The sequence below is a fragment of the Agrobacterium leguminum genome (genome assembly GCF_015704895.1).
GTDB classification, from domain to species: Bacteria; Pseudomonadota; Alphaproteobacteria; order Rhizobiales; family Rhizobiaceae; genus Agrobacterium; species Agrobacterium leguminum.
The window spans coordinates 426,250-440,614 of the sequence record NZ_JADQWB010000002.1 but is presented as its reverse complement, the minus strand read 5'-3'; the positions used below and the strand labels follow the sequence as shown (position 1 = coordinate 440,614).

At 58.8% G+C, this 14,365-nt stretch carries 13 protein-coding genes; 8 read left to right on the top strand and 5 right to left on the bottom strand.

The annotated features are described in order from the left end of the window. Nucleotides 1-71: 71 nt before the first annotated feature. Nucleotides 72-542: an iron-responsive transcriptional regulator RirA gene (gene rirA / locus I3J13_RS05085; RefSeq protein ID WP_059759126.1), complete on the bottom strand. Its 471-nt coding sequence runs from the start codon at nucleotides 540-542 to the stop codon at nucleotides 72-74. Nucleotides 543-715: 173 nt separating this feature from the next. Between rirA and I3J13_RS05080 the strand changes: the two genes are divergently transcribed. Beyond that, nucleotides 716-1,765, top strand: a complete 1,050-nt coding sequence (locus I3J13_RS05080) for a Fe(3+) ABC transporter substrate-binding protein (protein WP_035264601.1) — start codon at nucleotides 716-718, stop codon at nucleotides 1,763-1,765. 42 nt (nucleotides 1,766-1,807) lie between these two features. Here the strand turns inward: I3J13_RS05080 and I3J13_RS05075 are convergent, their stop codons facing one another. The 3 genes from I3J13_RS05075 to I3J13_RS05065 form a co-directional block, all read right to left on the bottom strand. Beyond that, the gene (locus I3J13_RS05075; protein ID WP_196378166.1) at nucleotides 1,808-2,878 is read right to left on the bottom strand and encodes a M48 family metallopeptidase; all 1,071 of its coding nucleotides are present in this window, start codon (nucleotides 2,876-2,878) and stop codon (nucleotides 1,808-1,810) included. Further along, nucleotides 2,868-3,938: a YjgN family protein gene (locus I3J13_RS05070; protein ID WP_196378165.1), complete on the bottom strand. Its 1,071-nt coding sequence runs from the start codon at nucleotides 3,936-3,938 to the stop codon at nucleotides 2,868-2,870. The genes I3J13_RS05075 and I3J13_RS05070 overlap by 11 nt, the downstream gene beginning before the upstream one ends. A 226-nt stretch (nucleotides 3,939-4,164) precedes the next feature. Beyond that, the gene (locus I3J13_RS05065; protein ID WP_003524451.1) at nucleotides 4,165-5,661 is read right to left on the bottom strand and encodes a CoA-acylating methylmalonate-semialdehyde dehydrogenase; all 1,497 of its coding nucleotides are present in this window, start codon (nucleotides 5,659-5,661) and stop codon (nucleotides 4,165-4,167) included. Nucleotides 5,662-5,767: 106 nt separating this feature from the next. Between I3J13_RS05065 and I3J13_RS05060 the strand changes: the two genes are divergently transcribed. The 7 genes from I3J13_RS05060 to pncB all read left to right on the top strand — a co-directional run bounded on the left by I3J13_RS05060 (nucleotide 5,768) and on the right by pncB (nucleotide 12,636). Further along, complete coding sequence (locus I3J13_RS05060) at nucleotides 5,768-6,649, top strand: LysR family transcriptional regulator (protein WP_077984612.1); 882 nt, start codon at nucleotides 5,768-5,770, stop codon at nucleotides 6,647-6,649. A 123-nt stretch (nucleotides 6,650-6,772) separates the two neighbouring features. Beyond that, nucleotides 6,773-7,690, top strand: a complete 918-nt coding sequence (locus tag I3J13_RS05055) for a DMT family transporter (RefSeq protein WP_196378239.1) — start codon at nucleotides 6,773-6,775, stop codon at nucleotides 7,688-7,690. Between the two features lie 291 nt (nucleotides 7,691-7,981). Further along, on the top strand, nucleotides 7,982-9,088 hold the full coding sequence (locus I3J13_RS05050) for a DUF475 domain-containing protein (RefSeq protein ID WP_003524456.1): 1,107 nt from the start codon (nucleotides 7,982-7,984) through the stop codon (nucleotides 9,086-9,088). 363 nt (nucleotides 9,089-9,451) lie between these two features. Then, nucleotides 9,452-9,796: a MarR family winged helix-turn-helix transcriptional regulator gene (locus I3J13_RS05045; RefSeq protein ID WP_003524457.1), complete on the top strand. Its 345-nt coding sequence runs from the start codon at nucleotides 9,452-9,454 to the stop codon at nucleotides 9,794-9,796. 18 nt (nucleotides 9,797-9,814) lie between these two features. Next, the gene (locus I3J13_RS05040; RefSeq protein WP_196378164.1) at nucleotides 9,815-10,666 is read left to right on the top strand and encodes a C40 family peptidase; all 852 of its coding nucleotides are present in this window, start codon (nucleotides 9,815-9,817) and stop codon (nucleotides 10,664-10,666) included. 95 nt (nucleotides 10,667-10,761) lie between these two features. Next, on the top strand, nucleotides 10,762-11,121 hold the full coding sequence (locus I3J13_RS05035) for a hypothetical protein (protein ID WP_196378163.1): 360 nt from the start codon (nucleotides 10,762-10,764) through the stop codon (nucleotides 11,119-11,121). A gap of 210 nt (nucleotides 11,122-11,331) precedes the next feature. Next, on the top strand, nucleotides 11,332-12,636 hold the full coding sequence (gene pncB, locus I3J13_RS05030) for a nicotinate phosphoribosyltransferase (RefSeq protein WP_065654709.1): 1,305 nt from the start codon (nucleotides 11,332-11,334) through the stop codon (nucleotides 12,634-12,636). A gap of 109 nt (nucleotides 12,637-12,745) precedes the next feature. On the opposite strand, the gene I3J13_RS05025 is transcribed toward pncB, so the two are convergent. Next, the gene (locus tag I3J13_RS05025; RefSeq protein WP_035264577.1) at nucleotides 12,746-14,140 is read right to left on the bottom strand and encodes a leucyl aminopeptidase family protein; all 1,395 of its coding nucleotides are present in this window, start codon (nucleotides 14,138-14,140) and stop codon (nucleotides 12,746-12,748) included. Nucleotides 14,141-14,365: the final 225 nt, after the last annotated feature.

Here is a 14,365-nt window from a genome sequence, read left to right as displayed (position 1 = left end):
ATTCTATAAAAGAAAAGCCCGTGGCCTGAAGGACACGGGCTATGGCAATTGCCGATGCGGCAATGGGATGATCAGGCAGCCGGAAGGGCGGCGATCTTCGGCATTTCTGTATCGAGGCCCAGCAGGAAGTTGATCTGGGGCCGCGCCTTGACGAGATCGTCGATCGAATATTCCGCCAGAACGTCGAAAAAGGCATTGAGCGCCTTGCGAAGCGCCGAGTTGAGGCCGCAGCTATCCACAAGCGGACACTCCACAGCACCGTCCTCGAAGCATTCCGCCATGGCGAAGCTGTCTTCAGTCACTTTCACCACGTCGAACAGGCTGATCTTTTCGGCGGGTTTGCCAAGGCGCACGCCGCCGTTGCGACCACGCACGGTTTCCACCAGGCCCGCCTTGTTGAGCGGCTGCAGGATTTTGAACAGGAACAGCTCCGAAACGCCATAAGCCTTGGCGATCTCGGGAATGCGGCTCAGATGGCCTTCATTGGCGGCGCAATACATCAACATGCGAACGGCATAGTTGGTCTGTTTGGTCAAGCGCATGCTGGTCTCCTAACTCTCAATGTGGAGTTATATAGTCTCTTTTTCAGTTTAGAACAATTCCAGAAACTGAAAAAACTGGCACCCATCCGATATTTCTCGAACAGCCTTGTTGACCGTCCGGATGATTCATGAACAAACAAGTCAAGAATCGGAATGTAATGGAGGCATTCATAATGGCAAGCTTGAAATCATACTTTTCCGCTGCCGTTTTTTCAGGGCTGACGATCCTTGTCGCCGCGCCCGTCGCTTTGGCAGAGGGGGAGGTTAACGTCTATTCCTATCGCCAGCCTGAATTGATCCAGCCGCTGCTCGATGCTTTCACGAAGGAAACCGGGATAGAGGCGAATGTGCTTTTTCTCGATAAGGGGCTGGTGGAACGCATTCAGGCCGAGGGCGTCAATTCGCCGGCCGATGTGCTGCTGACGGTCGATATCGCCCGTCTCGTCGAGGCGAAGGAGGGCAAGGTTACCCAGCCGGTCCTCAACGATCCCGTCATCGAAAAGGATATCCCCGCCAATCTGCGCGATCCCGAGGGCGAATGGTTTGGTCTCACCACGCGCGGCCGGGTGGTCTATGCGTCGAAGGAGCGGGTGACCCAGAAGGACATTACCTATGAGGAGCTAGCCGATCCGAAATGGAAGGGCAAGATCTGCATTCGCGACGGCCAGCATTCCTATAATATCGCGCTGATCGCCTCGATGATCGCCCATCACGGCGTCGATTATACCCGCACATGGCTGACCGGCCTGAAGAACAATCTTGCCCGCAAGCCTGACGGAACCGACCGCAGCCAGGCGAAATCGATCTTTTCCGGTGAATGCGATATCGCGCTCGGCAACACCTATTATGTCGGCCTGATGCTGACCAATGATCGCGAGCCGGAAGAAAAGGAATGGGCCGGATCGGTGCGGGTGATCTTCCCCAATGCGGGCGATCGCGGCACGCATGTAAATATCTCCGGCATGGCGCTGACGAAATACGCCCCCAACAAAGACAATGCGCTGAAGCTGATGGAATTCCTGGCCTCGCGCGAGGCGCAGGAAATCTATGCCAAGCAGGTCTTCGAATATCCGGTGCTGCCCGGCGCGGAGCCATCCGATGTCGTGAAGGGCTTCGGCCCCATCAATCCGGACAAGTTGCCGCTGACGGACATAGCCGCCCATCGCAAGCAGGCGTCCGAACTGGTGGATGAAGTGGGTTTCAACGACGGTCCGACCAACTGAGTTTGCTCTTGATCGAACTCTGAGAGTTGCGATACCGGCGGGTCAGTTACCCGCCGGTTTGTTATCCAGGGAAGCGTTGTAATCGAGAATGGCCTTGCGCCTTTCCGGCGTTCCGGGATGGGTGGACACGATGCTGGTGCCGTCCTTGTCGCCCAGCTTTTCCTCCAGCAGCCCAAAGAACCGTTCGATGGCGGTTGGGTCGAGCCCGGCCTTGCGCATCAGTTCGACGGAGCGCTGGTCCGCCTGCCGCTCGGCATCGCGCGAATGCGATAGCGCCAGAAGACCGCCGCCCTGGGTGAGAATATCTTCCATGGCCGAACCGACATCGCCGGCAATCAGCATGACGAGACCGGCAACCCCGGCGGCGCGGTAAAGCTGCCGCAGGCTGTGCTCATATTCCACATGGCCGATTTCATGGGCGAGAACCCCGGTGATCATCTGCCTGTCGCCGCCCGCGAGTTCCACCAGCTCGTCCGTCAATACCAGCGTGCCATCGGGAAGCGCAAAGGCATTGGGGCCGATATAGCCGCCCTTGCGGAAATTCAGCTTGTAATCCTCGGGCGAACCTTCCGCATGGGCGACGATCCGGGCAAATTCCGCACGGATGGCGTCCTGCTCTTCCTGCGGAAGTTCGCTTGGAGAAAATACCGCCTGGTCGAAGGCCTGCATGGTGCTGGCCGACATGACCTGCGGAACGATGGGCGGCGTTACGGTGACCGCCAGTTCCACCAGCGCTGGAAGCGCCAGCTTGTAGGTGCCGTAAGCCAGAAGAACGGCTGCGGCGGTGATGCCGATCAGTCGTGGGCGGAATTGTTCCAGCCAGTGCACGAAACCGGAACGCTTGGTAATGTGCTGGCCAAGCAGCCGGTCCACGCCGTCATTGTCACGGGTTTCGAACAGCGACCCGTCGGGAAAATGCAACTCCCGGGGGATGGCGCCGACCCGGTGGCTGATCTCCACCGTTTTTATCTCGGCCTGGGTTCTGACGTGGTTGTCCTTCGCGTCGAGCACGAGAAGGACCGTGCCGCCAAGCTTCAGCCTGGCGGCGCTCGAAAGGTTGGAGCGAGCGGCATGCCACTCGCCCGCAACGGTTTCTCCGGTATCAGAAACCAAATTCGAAACCTTCCATATCCATATATTCGGCGCTGACGGCGGCGCCTGTCGCCTCCATAGAGGAGAGAACCTCGCCGACATCGCCATTGAAACGGATTGCCGTGCGTTCGACGGTATAACGCGCTTCGCGCACCGCCGCCCATGGCCGCATCAGGCCAAGCGTGAAGACGGTGACGATGAGGTTGGAGATGACGATCCACAGGTAGCGGCCGCGATGAAGATCGCTGTGCAGGTCGTGCTTTCCGTCCAGCAGCATGGAGGAGATGACGACATTGCGAACGCCGGTGCGATAGACGACACCCGCAAGACCATAGACCAGAAACGCGCCGAAAATTCCGACATAAAGGGAAGCCAGCGCCGTGGCCATAGCTGCCGTCTCGTCTTCGAGCATCGCGCTATTGGCCGCAAAGGCGGCAATGCCGAAAAAGCCGACCACGATGCCGCCTATCACCACCATGATCGCGGGAATGATCCAGACCCGGTAGAGCTTGCCGATCCTGGGGTCGGCGCTGAAGGGCCGGTCGCCGTAACGCAGGTTGCTGAAAATATAGCGGTTCGTCCAGCGGCTGGACAGCGGCGCCAGAATGCCGAAGGAGAAGAACGCAACGAGGCTGCCAAGCAGGATGGAGACAAAAGCGCCCCATGCCGTTCCGACAAAATCAAAACGCACATTGCGATAGCTCGTCACCCGCGCATTGAACCGAATGCTGCGCGTGATCAGCCATGGAAAGAAGATCATCAGCAGGATTGCCGGCACGAAAACCAGGAAGGGATGGATGAGGCCGACGAGCTGCGAGACGACGATGAAGGCAAAGGCGATCAGCCGGCCCTTGAAGATTTGCCCGCCGGTGGCGTGATAGCCGAAGGCGCGACCGGCCAGCACGGTATTGCCATTGAAATAACGTTTGCGGCGCACCTTTGCCCAGGCGGAATAGATGCCGATGGTGATGATCGTCAGCAGAATATTGACGATCCAGATTCCGAAATATTCCTTGGCATTTCCGCTGAACGAACCGCGTTCAAGCGCGCGCTGATCCGCACTCACTGAGATATCACTCATAATAGTCCCTCATGACATGCCCCTCTCCGGGCAGATTGAGTTTGCAGGCTTCCCCGTTATCGTCGGTTTGGCAGCGTCCCCACGCCGCAACTGCTCTCTTACGCCATAACAGCTTTAAGTGGAAATATTTTGAAGGAAAAACTTGATTTTTTAAGTTATCTTTTAATTGAAAAAGCCCCGCCGTGAAAACAGCGAGGCTCTTTGTAATTTAGAGGGCTCTGCCCGCTTACTTCATTGTCGGCATCACGAATTCAGCGCCCGATTTGATACCCGACGGCCAGCGCGAGGTGATCGTCTTGGTCTTCGTCCAGAACTTGATCGAATCCGTCCCGTGCTGGTTGAGGTCGCCGAAGCTCGAAGCCTTCCAGCCGCCGAAGGAGTGATAGGCAAGCGGAACCGGGATCGGAACGTTGACGCCGATCATGCCGATATTGACGCGGCTTGCGAAGTCGCGGGCGGCGTCGCCGTCGCGGGTATAGATCGCGACGCCGTTGCCATATTCATGCTTCATCGGCAGTTCCAGCGCGTCTTCGTAATTCTTGGCGCGAACGACGGAGAGAACGGGTCCGAAGATTTCCGTCTTGTAGATGTCCATATCAGGGGTCACGTGGTCGAACAGGCAGCCGCCGACGAAATAGCCGTCTTCATAGCCCTGCAGCTTGAAGTCGCGGCCATCGACCAGAAGCTTCGCACCCTGTGCGACGCCGCTGTCGATCAGGCCCTTGACGCGCGTCTGCGCTTCCTTGGTGACGAGCGGACCCATATCGGCCTTGTCGTCGGTATAGGGGCCGATTCTCAGGCTTTCGATCTGCGGAATGAGCTTTTCGACGAGACGGTTCGCCGTCTCCTCACCAACCGGAACCGCAACCGAAACAGCCATGCAGCGCTCGCCCGCCGAACCGTAACCTGCGCCCATCAGCGCGTTTACCGCCTGGTCGAGATCGGCATCCGGCATGATGATCATGTGGTTCTTCGCGCCGCCGAAGCACTGCGCGCGCTTGCCGTTCATGGCGGCGGTGCCATAGACATAGCGGGCGATCGGCGTCGAACCGACGAAGGAGACCGCGCCGATATCGGGGTCGGTCAGGATGGCGTCGACGGCGCCCTTGTCACCGTTGACGACGTTGAGGATACCGGCCGGAAGACCGGCTTCGATCATCAGTTCGGCAAGACGGATCGGCAGCGACGGGTCGCGCTCGGAAGGCTTGAGGATGAAGGCGTTGCCGCAGGCGATTGCCGGCGCGAACATCCACATCGGGATCATGCCGGGGAAGTTGAACGGGGTGATGCCCGCGCCGATGCCAACCGGCTGGCGGATCGAATACATGTCGATGGCCGGGCCTGCCCCTTCGGTGAATTCGCCCTTCTGCAGATGCGGAATGCCGCAGACGAATTCGCAGACTTCGAGGCCGCGCACGATATCGCCCTTGGAATCCTCGACGGTCTTGCCATGCTCGCTGGAGAGCAGCACCGCCAGTTCGTTCATGTCGCGGTTCAGAAGTTCGACAAACTTGAAGAAAACGCGGGCGCGACGCTGCGGGTTGGTAGCGGCCCATTTCGGCTGCGCAGCCTTGGCGCTCTCCACGGCGGCGCGCAGTTCGGCGTCGCTTGCAAGCGCGACAGTTGCCTGAACTTCGCCGGTGGCCGGGTTATAGACATTCGATGTGCGGCCGCTGGTGCCCGGCACATGCTTGCCGTTAATGAAATGACCGATTTCCTTCATGGGTTTTCCTCCAGAATGTGATGGCGCAGCATTACCTTTCGATTTGCACAAATCAATCGCCTGAAATAAGCATCCATTGTGCAAAAATAGACATAAGGAGGGTGCCATGAACTGGGATGATGTGCGTTTGTTTCTAAGCGTGGCGCGAAGCGGCCAGTTTCTTTCGGCGGCCAGAAAGCTTGGCGTCAACCATGCCACCCTCAGCCGGCGCATTTCCGCACTGGAAGCGGCCATCGGCACGCAGCTCTTCCTGCGGAGCACCAATGGCTGCGAGCTGACCGAAGAGGGGCAGCGCCTTCTTGCCGGGGCCGAGCGCATGGAAACCGAAATGCTGAATGCCCAGGCAAATCTCGGCCGCGTCGATACGGCGGTGGCGGGAACGGTGCGCATCGGCGCGCCGGATGGTCTCGGCGTTTCTTTCCTCGCGCCAAGGCTCGGTCGGTTGACGGCGCGTTATCCCGATCTGAAAATCCAGCTCGTGCCGGTGCCGCGCTCTTTCTCCCTGTCACAGCGTGAGGCCGATATCGCCATCACCATCGAAAGGCCGGAGCAGGGCAGGCTGATGTTTTCGAAGCTCACCGATTATTCGCTGGGCCTCTATGCCTCGGCGGATTATCTGGCCGATTATGGAACGCCTGATGATGTCGAGGCGCTGAAGCGCCACCGGCGGATCGGCTACGTAGAGGACCTGATCTTTTCGCCTTCACTGAACTTTACCGGTGAGATCATGCGCGACTGGGACGCCGCCTTCGAAATCTCCAGCGCCACCGGGCAGACCGAGGCGGTGCGTTCCGGTGCGGGTATCGGCATCCTGCATAATTACATCGCCGGGCAATATCCCGAACTTCTGCGTATCATGCCGCAACTCACCATCAGCCGGTCCTACTGGACGGCCTATCACGAATCCGCCCGTCAACTGGTCCGCGTCCGCACGGTGGTCGATTTTCTCCAGGAACTCGTAGCCGAAGAACGGCGAATCTTCACCTGACATCCCACATGTCGATATTATTAGTACTATTAATTGTTCGGGCCCGGCCGTTCGGGGCTTGACAAAGGATGGCTGGCTGGACGACCAATGCAGCCATTGGGAGAGATCGGAACTGACATGTCTATGATACGTAAGCTTTCGCCGACTGGCCTCGGCGTGGCCGTCATGCTGCTTGGAATGCTGCTTTTCGCACTGAACGACGCCATGGGGAAATGGCTCGTAGCCACCTATAGCCAGGGTCAGGTGATCCTCATTCGCAGCGCGGCGGCGCTTATTATCCTCGTTCCGATCGTCTGGCGTGCCGGCCTCTCCGGCCTTGTCAGAATTGAGCGTCCCGGCCTTCAGTTTGCGCGCGTCTTCTTCTCCACCGCCGAGCTTTTCTGTTTCTATTTCGCGGTCGCGGCCCTGCCGCTCGCCGATGTCATGACCTATTGGCTGGCCGCCCCCATCTATGTGGCGGCGCTTTCGCCGTTTCTGCTCGGAGAAAAAGTGGGCTGGCGTCGCTGGACTGCCATCGCCATCGGTTTTGTCGGCGTTCTCTTTGCGCTCAAGCCCAGTTCGGCAAGCCTCACCTCCGCCGCACTCTTTTCCATCCTCGGCAGCGCCGCCTTTGCCTTCATGATGTTGTCTGGCCGTCAGCTGCGCAATACGCCGGATACGGTGCTTGCCTTCTGGCAGATCATCGGCGCAGCGCTTGCGGGCATTGTCGCGGTATTCCTCACGCCATCGGGATGGCTGCCGGTTCAGTCCAGTTTCGATCTCGCCTTCCTCGGCCTGCTCGGCGTCGTCGCCATGACGGCGCATGTGCTGGTCAACCGGGCGCTTAAACTCGCCGATGCCGCAACCGTCGCACCGCTGCAATATACGCTGCTGCTCTGGGCGGTGATTTTCGGCTGGCTGTTCTTCGGCGATGTGCCGCAGACGAGTATCGTCGTCGGCGCGGGTCTGATCGTTCTTTCCGGCCTTTATATCTTCTTCCGCGAAAATACTCTCAAACGCCGCCGCGAAACCGCTGAAGGACTGGCCGCGGAGCAGGTTTGATCTTTCTCATAGCCTCGATCACGATCACGGGACTTGACGAAGGCGTGATCTTCGGGGAGTAAGAAAGAGCCCTGCGATGATTTGTCTCGCAACGGCAGAGGAAACAAAGGTGCCGGGCCCCTCTGGCGAGAGTTTTACGGCGCTCTCGCGATGTCGGTACCGCCTGCAAAAATTGGCCGGCGGATTAAAAACTATGAAAAACCTGAATGTGCTTCGCGCGCGTGCTTTCTGCGTGCGGCCTGACGCCCTGCGTCGGTCCGTGAACGCCCTCGTTATGGGAGGCGACCGGACATGAGCGCTGCCCAGAAAAACACCCTTACCTACTTCAAGTGGGCCTTTATCGTCACCGTGGTCGGTTTGATCCTCGGCGGTTATCTCGGTTGGGAAATGACCGGAACGGTCGGCGGCACGGCGACGATCTTCTTCATCTGCGTCGTGCTGGCGGTGCTGGAAATCTCGCTCTCCTTCGACAACGCCATCGTTAACGCCAATAAGCTGAAGGATATGACACCGGTCTGGCAGCACCGCTTCCTGACCTGGGGTATCCTGATTGCCGTTTTCGGCATGCGTATCGTCTTCCCGCTGCTCATCGTGGTCGTCGCGGCCAATGTCGGCCCGTGGACGGCGATTGTCATGGCGGCCACGCAGCCGGAACGTTACGCGGAAATCATGCGTGACGCCCATCTGCCGATTGCGGCTTTCGGCGGCACCTTCCTGATGATGGTCGGTCTCAACTTCTTCTTCGACCATGAAAAGGACGTGCACTGGGTGCGCTGGATTGAGGAAAAGGCTGCAATCTATTCCTCCGTCAAGGGCATCGAGATTGCCTTCGTGCTGGTCGTCATGCTGATCTTTTCCCGCATCATCGGTGCTAGCGACAATCCGGAGCTCGGTCCGGTCGCGGCCAACACCTTCTTCCATTCGGCGATCTGGGGTCTTTTGACCTTCCTGCTGGTGGAAGTCGTCGGCGGCATTCTCGACCGCAGCCAGGAAATGCTGGAAGGCGCGGCGAAAGGCGGCTTCGGTGCGTTTCTTTATCTCGAAGTGCTGGATGCCAGCTTCTCCTTCGACGGCGTTATCGGCGCTTTCGCGCTGACGCAGAACCTCTTCATCATCGCCATCGGCCTCGGCATCGGTGCCATGTATGTGCGTTCGATGACCATCATGCTGGTCGAGAAGGGAACCTTGGCCGAATATCGCTATCTGGAGCACGGCGCCTTTTATGCAATCCTCATCCTGTCCGTCATCATGTACGTGCAGACCATGGTGCATATTCCGGAGGTCATAACTGGCCTTGGCGGCGCGGGCCTGATCGGCATCTCGCTCTGGTCGTCGATCCGCTATAACCGGCGACAGAGTGCCGATGCGGTCGATGCCGCGCGCGGCGCGGAGATCTGATCCGCAATTACCCATGCCTTCCGCTGTCGCGGCGGAAGGCAGTTTTTAAGCATTGAATTATTTTTTGCCTGTTTTTGTTGCTGTTTATCCTTTGCGAAAAATTTCGCCACAAGGTGGAATTTTTGCCTTAAGTTGCTGTTTTTAAGAGTATTTGTGCGCTGCATCAAAACTGGCACGCTTCCTGCATCTCATTCTGCAAGTCCAGAGGGGACATTATGGCTCGAAAACGGGTCAGCAAATACCGCCGCGCCGCGCGATCTTTCTGATCTGCGCCGTGCGGCGGTTCTGTTTGTGCGGGATGGTTCTTGAGTTTTCCGTTCGGTTGAATGAAAACGATAAGACAACGACTGGAAGGGTCACGGTTTGCCTGCACAATTGTCGCCCACGGAGGCCCTGGGTCTCTGGCATCGTGTATCCACGGCGCAGGTCATTGACGATCAGCCGGATTTGACCTTGCGTCAAACCGCCATCCTGCTGCAGATTTATCTTGTGCCGCCGCCGCACACCGTGCGGGGCCTCGCCGCCATGCTGGGTGTGACCAAACCGGTTATTACCCGCGCCCTCGACAGTCTCGGTGCTCTCGGACTGGTCGACCGGGTTCGGGATGAGCGGGATAAGCGCAATGTCGTAATAAAACGCACCGTGGCCGGTGCGCTTTATCTGGAAAAATTCGGCGATCTGATTATTGATCAGGCACGCAAGATCTAACCTCTGGATGTGAAACCCATGATGCTCGACCGCCGCCTGAATGTCTTCCGCTCCGATCTCGCCGATGAAAAGCTGCAGGGCGTGGTGCAGGCCGAACGTTTTGTCAGCGGCTCGCCCGCGCAGATCGCGGTGCCGGTTGTTGGCCTGCGGCCCACGCCGGACCTTGCCGTCGGCATCGATACCGAGCTGCTGTCTGGCGAAACCATCCGTGTTTTCGAGCACGCGAACGGCTGGGCATGGGTGCAGGCGGATGCGGATGGTTATGCCGGCTATTTGCCGGAAACGGCGATTGGCGATGTCGTTGTCGCCACCCATCGGGTGATTGCACCACGCACTTTTCTCTATCCAGCCGCTGAATTGCGCAAACCGCCGGTCGCAGCGCTGTCCATGGGCAGTCTCATCCGCATCGTCGGTGAGGCGGAGACACGCGGCACCCGTTACCTGCTGACCGAAAAGGGCGAAGGCATCATCGCCGCCCATTGCCGCGCCGTCGATGCGGCGCTTGAGGAAGATTATGTGGCGGTGGCGCTGCGCTTTATCGAGACCCCCTATCTCTGGGGCGGCCGTTCCGGCTTCGGTATCGATTGTTCCGGCCTCGTGCAGCTTTCCATGGCCATGACGGGCCGGCGGGTTCTGCGCGATACCGACATGCAGGTGAAGTCGCTCGGCGTGGAAATAGAGCGGGATGAATTACGCCGCGGCGATCTCGTCTTCTGGAAGGGCCATGTCGGCCTCATGGAAAACGAGGAAACGCTGCTGCATGCCAATGGCCATACGATGAATGTCGCACGCGAAAATCTCGATGCGGCCATCGAGCGCATCGGCTGGCTTTACGAAAAGCCGACGGCTTTCCGCCGCCTGGAAGACTGAAAAGGCGGCTTTCACGAAATTGTGCCTGTCCGGCCCTTTGTGCGAGAGCCGCCGACCGCCTACATCGGCTGGATAATGGTACGGAACCGGCATCGATGAAGACAAGAACGGCGACACGATTGGCAGCGATCTTTGCGGCGGTTTTGCTGAGCGCGTCAGCGCAGGCGCAGACTGTTTTCCAGAATGGTTTTGCCCCCGCGCCGGATGCCTACGCAAACCTGCCCGGCGTCAAGGATCCGCGCACGCTGCAGCCAAAGGTCCGTTACAATTGCCACAGCGCACTTGGCTCGACCGGATATTCGCGCGGCCCCTACCGGAATGTTTTCGGCAGCCGTGGACTTCCCATTCAGGGTTACCGTTGCACCGATGAAAACGGAATTTCCAGCTTCGGTGGCAGAAACCCGGTTTCCAAGGACTGGTATCCCGGCATAAACCCCGTAGACCCGACCTTCTGAAGCGGCATCGCTCCAGCAGCGGACCGAAAACCCCATTACGGTCTTCGGAAAATCGATGCGTGAGCGGTGGCGGCGGGCATTTGCCTGGCCGGTGCTCTGGACTTGTTGTCGCTTTTTCAGATAAATCTTCCGCATGACAGGTTGATACCTGCCGGGGTGCGGAGTGACATCGGCTATTCTGACCTTTGGCCGATATTGGGGAATGCGAGTATGACGAAGACCGATATAGCCACCCGTGTCCATAATCATACTTGGAAACTCGACCCTATCGTCCGCAGCCTGATCGATACGGATTTCTACAAGCTCTTGATGTTGCAGATGATCTGGAAACTCTATCCGGAAGTCGACGCGACGTTTTCGCTGATCAACCGCACGAAGACGGTGCGGCTGGCGGAAGAGATCGACGAGATGGAGCTGCGCGAACAGCTCGATCATGCACGCACCCTGCGTCTTTCCAAGAAGGAAAACATCTGGCTCGCGGGTAACACGTTTTACGGTCGCTCGCAGATTTTCGAGCCGGAATTCCTCTCCTGGCTGTCTAGCTATCAATTGCCGGAATATGAGCTTTTCAAGCGCGACGGACAGTATGAGCTGAATTTTCATGGCCGCTGGATGGATACGACGCTCTGGGAAATTCCGGCGCTCGCCATCATCAACGAGTTGCGATCGCGCAGCGCCATGCGCTCGCTCGGTTATTTCACGCTCGATGTGCTTTATGCGCGCGCAAAGGCCAAGATGTGGGAGAAGGTCGAGCGGCTGCGGGAACTGCCGGGCCTGCGCATTTCCGATTTCGGCACCCGCCGCCGCCACAGCTTCCTTTGGCAACGCTGGTGCGTCGAAGCGCTGAAGGAAGGCATCGGGCCTGCCTTTACCGGTACGAGTAACGTCCTGCTCGCCATGGATTCCGATCTCGAAGCCGTGGGCACGAACGCGCATGAACTGCCGATGGTCGTCGCGGCGCTGGCGCAGACGGATGAGGAGCTGGCTGCAGCACCCTATCAGGTTCTGAAGGACTGGAACCGGCTTTATGGCGGCAACCTGCTGATCGTGCTGCCGGACGCCTTCGGCACGGCGGCATTCCTGCGCAACGCGCCGGAATGGGTGGCAGACTGGACGGGTTTCCGTCCCGACAGCGCGCCGCCGATCGAAGGCGGCGAAAAGATCATCGAGTGGTGGCAGAAGATGGGCCGCGATCCGCGCAAGAAGATGCTTATCTTCTCCGACGGTCTCGATGTCGACGCCATCATCGATACCTACAGGCATTTCGAAGGCCGCGTTCGCATGAGCTTCGGCTGGGGCACCAACCTCACCAATGATTTTGCCGGTTGCGCGCCAAAAACCATCGCCAGCCTCAAGCCGATTTCCATCGTCTGCAAGGTGAGCGACGCCAATGGCCGGCCGGCCGTGAAACTCTCGGACAATCCGCAAAAGGCCACCGGTGACCCGGCCGAAGTGGAGCGTTACCTGAAGTTCTTCGGCGAAGAAGACCACAAGGAACAGAAGGTTCTGGTTTAAAGCCTTTCCAGTAAAAGTGGAGCCCGGTTTTCCGCCCGGAAATGCTCTAAATTGAGAACGGGCGCTCCGGTTGAGGAAGCGCCCGTGGAAGCCTGCACCTATCAGCAGATTACTTCGCGAACTGGTGTGCGATGTAATGGAAGAGTGCGCGGATACCCTGCGCCTCCCCGCCGATCGATGAATGATGCCTCTCGCTCAGAGACCAGCCGTAAATATCGAAATGCGCCCAGCGCCTGGTATTGGTGACGAAACGCTTCAGGAACAGGGCGGCGGTGATCGATCCGCCCATGCCGCCCGAAGGCGCGTTGGTGATATCGGCTGCGCGTGAGCGGATATCCTTGTCGTAGCCCATATAGAGCGGCATGCGCCACAGCGGATCGTCCGTGTCGATGCTGGCTTCCGCGATATCATGCGCCAGATCCTCGTCATCGGTGTAGAATGGCGGCAGATCCGGGCCGAGCGCGACGCGGGCAGCGCCAGTCAGCGTCGCCATGTCGATCATCAGGTCCGGCGCATCTTCGTCCGCATAGGCCAGCGCATCCGCCAGAACAAGACGGCCTTCAGCGTCGGTATTGTCGATCTGCACCGTCAGCCCCTTGCGGCTGCGGTAGATATCGCCAGGGCGGAAGGCATTGGAGGAGATGGAGTTTTCGACCGCGGGCACGAGAACGCGAAGATCGACCGGCAGCTTCGCATCCATGATCATCAGCGCAAGGCCGAGCACATTGGCCGCACCTCCCATATCCTTCTTCATCAGCGCCATGGAAGCGGCGGGTTTGATATCGAGGCCGCCTGTATCGAAGCAGACGCCCTTGCCGACGAGAGTGAGGCGCGGATTGCCCTTCTTGCCCCAGTTCATCTCCAGAAGCCGCGGCGCGCTTTCGCTGGCCCGGCCGACAGCATGGATCAGCGGTAAGTTTTCCTTGAGCAGATCATCACCGGTGGTGACCTTCACCTTTGCCTTGTAATGGGCGGCAAGCGCGCGGAAGGCAATCTCAAGCTCATCCGGTCCCATATCATTGGCCGGAACATTGATGAGGTCGCGCGCAAGGAAAACGCCGGCCAGAACGCGCTTGATCTCGCCGTCTTCCGCGTCCTGCGGAATAAGGAGCTTTGCCCCGTTCGTCTTGGTGGTCTTGTATTTGTCGAAGCGGTAGCTGCCGAGACCGAAACCGAGAGCGAGGCGATTGGCCGTCAGTGGTGCGGTCTCGATGTGCCACTCGCCTTCCGGCAGCTCACGGGCGAGTTTCCCGGTGATGAAGGGGATTTCCGAGGGATTGCCGCCAAGTCCGAGAAGCACGCCGCCCAGCGAACCATCGGCGGAAGGAACGAGGAGGATAGCGCCTGCCTCCGCCTTGAACCCCGCCTTCTTCGCCCAATCCAGAGCGACAGGATCGATGGCGCCCTGTTCGATATGGGCCGGCGTGACGGCGAAAACCGGCAATGTGCTGCCGGCCTTGGAGCTGAAAGGGGTTGGGCGTTCGATGAACTGATAGGGCGCCATTGTATGCTTCCGTAAATGTCGAGAATCGGTGCGATTAACGCTCTGTTAGGGTTAACAGATTATTGCTTAAGCGAAAGTTGCGTCATGTGAGTCTGTCGTGTGTCGGGCGCAAGATTGATCATTCTTGGGCGGGGGCGCTGCCATGACTGCATTTTCTTTGGGCGAGACAGGCCGGACAGGGTTGCTGCGGGGAGCGTGTCTTGCCGCATTGGTTCTTGCGATTTC

Coding starts and splice junctions, on each gene's coding strand:
- rirA (WP_059759126.1), bottom strand. CDS start 542: ATGCGCTTGACCAAACAGACCAACTATGCCGTTCGCATGTTGATGTAT.
- I3J13_RS05080 (WP_035264601.1), top strand. CDS start 716: ATGGCAAGCTTGAAATCATACTTTTCCGCTGCCGTTTTTTCAGGGCTG.
- I3J13_RS05070 (WP_196378165.1), bottom strand. CDS start 3,938: ATGAGTGATATCTCAGTGAGTGCGGATCAGCGCGCGCTTGAACGCGGT.
- I3J13_RS05065 (WP_003524451.1), bottom strand. CDS start 5,661: ATGAAGGAAATCGGTCATTTCATTAACGGCAAGCATGTGCCGGGCACC.
- I3J13_RS05060 (WP_077984612.1), top strand. CDS start 5,768: ATGAACTGGGATGATGTGCGTTTGTTTCTAAGCGTGGCGCGAAGCGGC.
- I3J13_RS05055 (WP_196378239.1), top strand. CDS start 6,773: ATGATACGTAAGCTTTCGCCGACTGGCCTCGGCGTGGCCGTCATGCTG.
- I3J13_RS05050 (WP_003524456.1), top strand. CDS start 7,982: ATGAGCGCTGCCCAGAAAAACACCCTTACCTACTTCAAGTGGGCCTTT.
- I3J13_RS05040 (WP_196378164.1), top strand. CDS start 9,815: ATGATGCTCGACCGCCGCCTGAATGTCTTCCGCTCCGATCTCGCCGAT.
- I3J13_RS05035 (WP_196378163.1), top strand. CDS start 10,762: ATGAAGACAAGAACGGCGACACGATTGGCAGCGATCTTTGCGGCGGTT.
- pncB (WP_065654709.1), top strand. CDS start 11,332: ATGACGAAGACCGATATAGCCACCCGTGTCCATAATCATACTTGGAAA.
- I3J13_RS05025 (WP_035264577.1), bottom strand. CDS start 14,140: ATGGCGCCCTATCAGTTCATCGAACGCCCAACCCCTTTCAGCTCCAAG.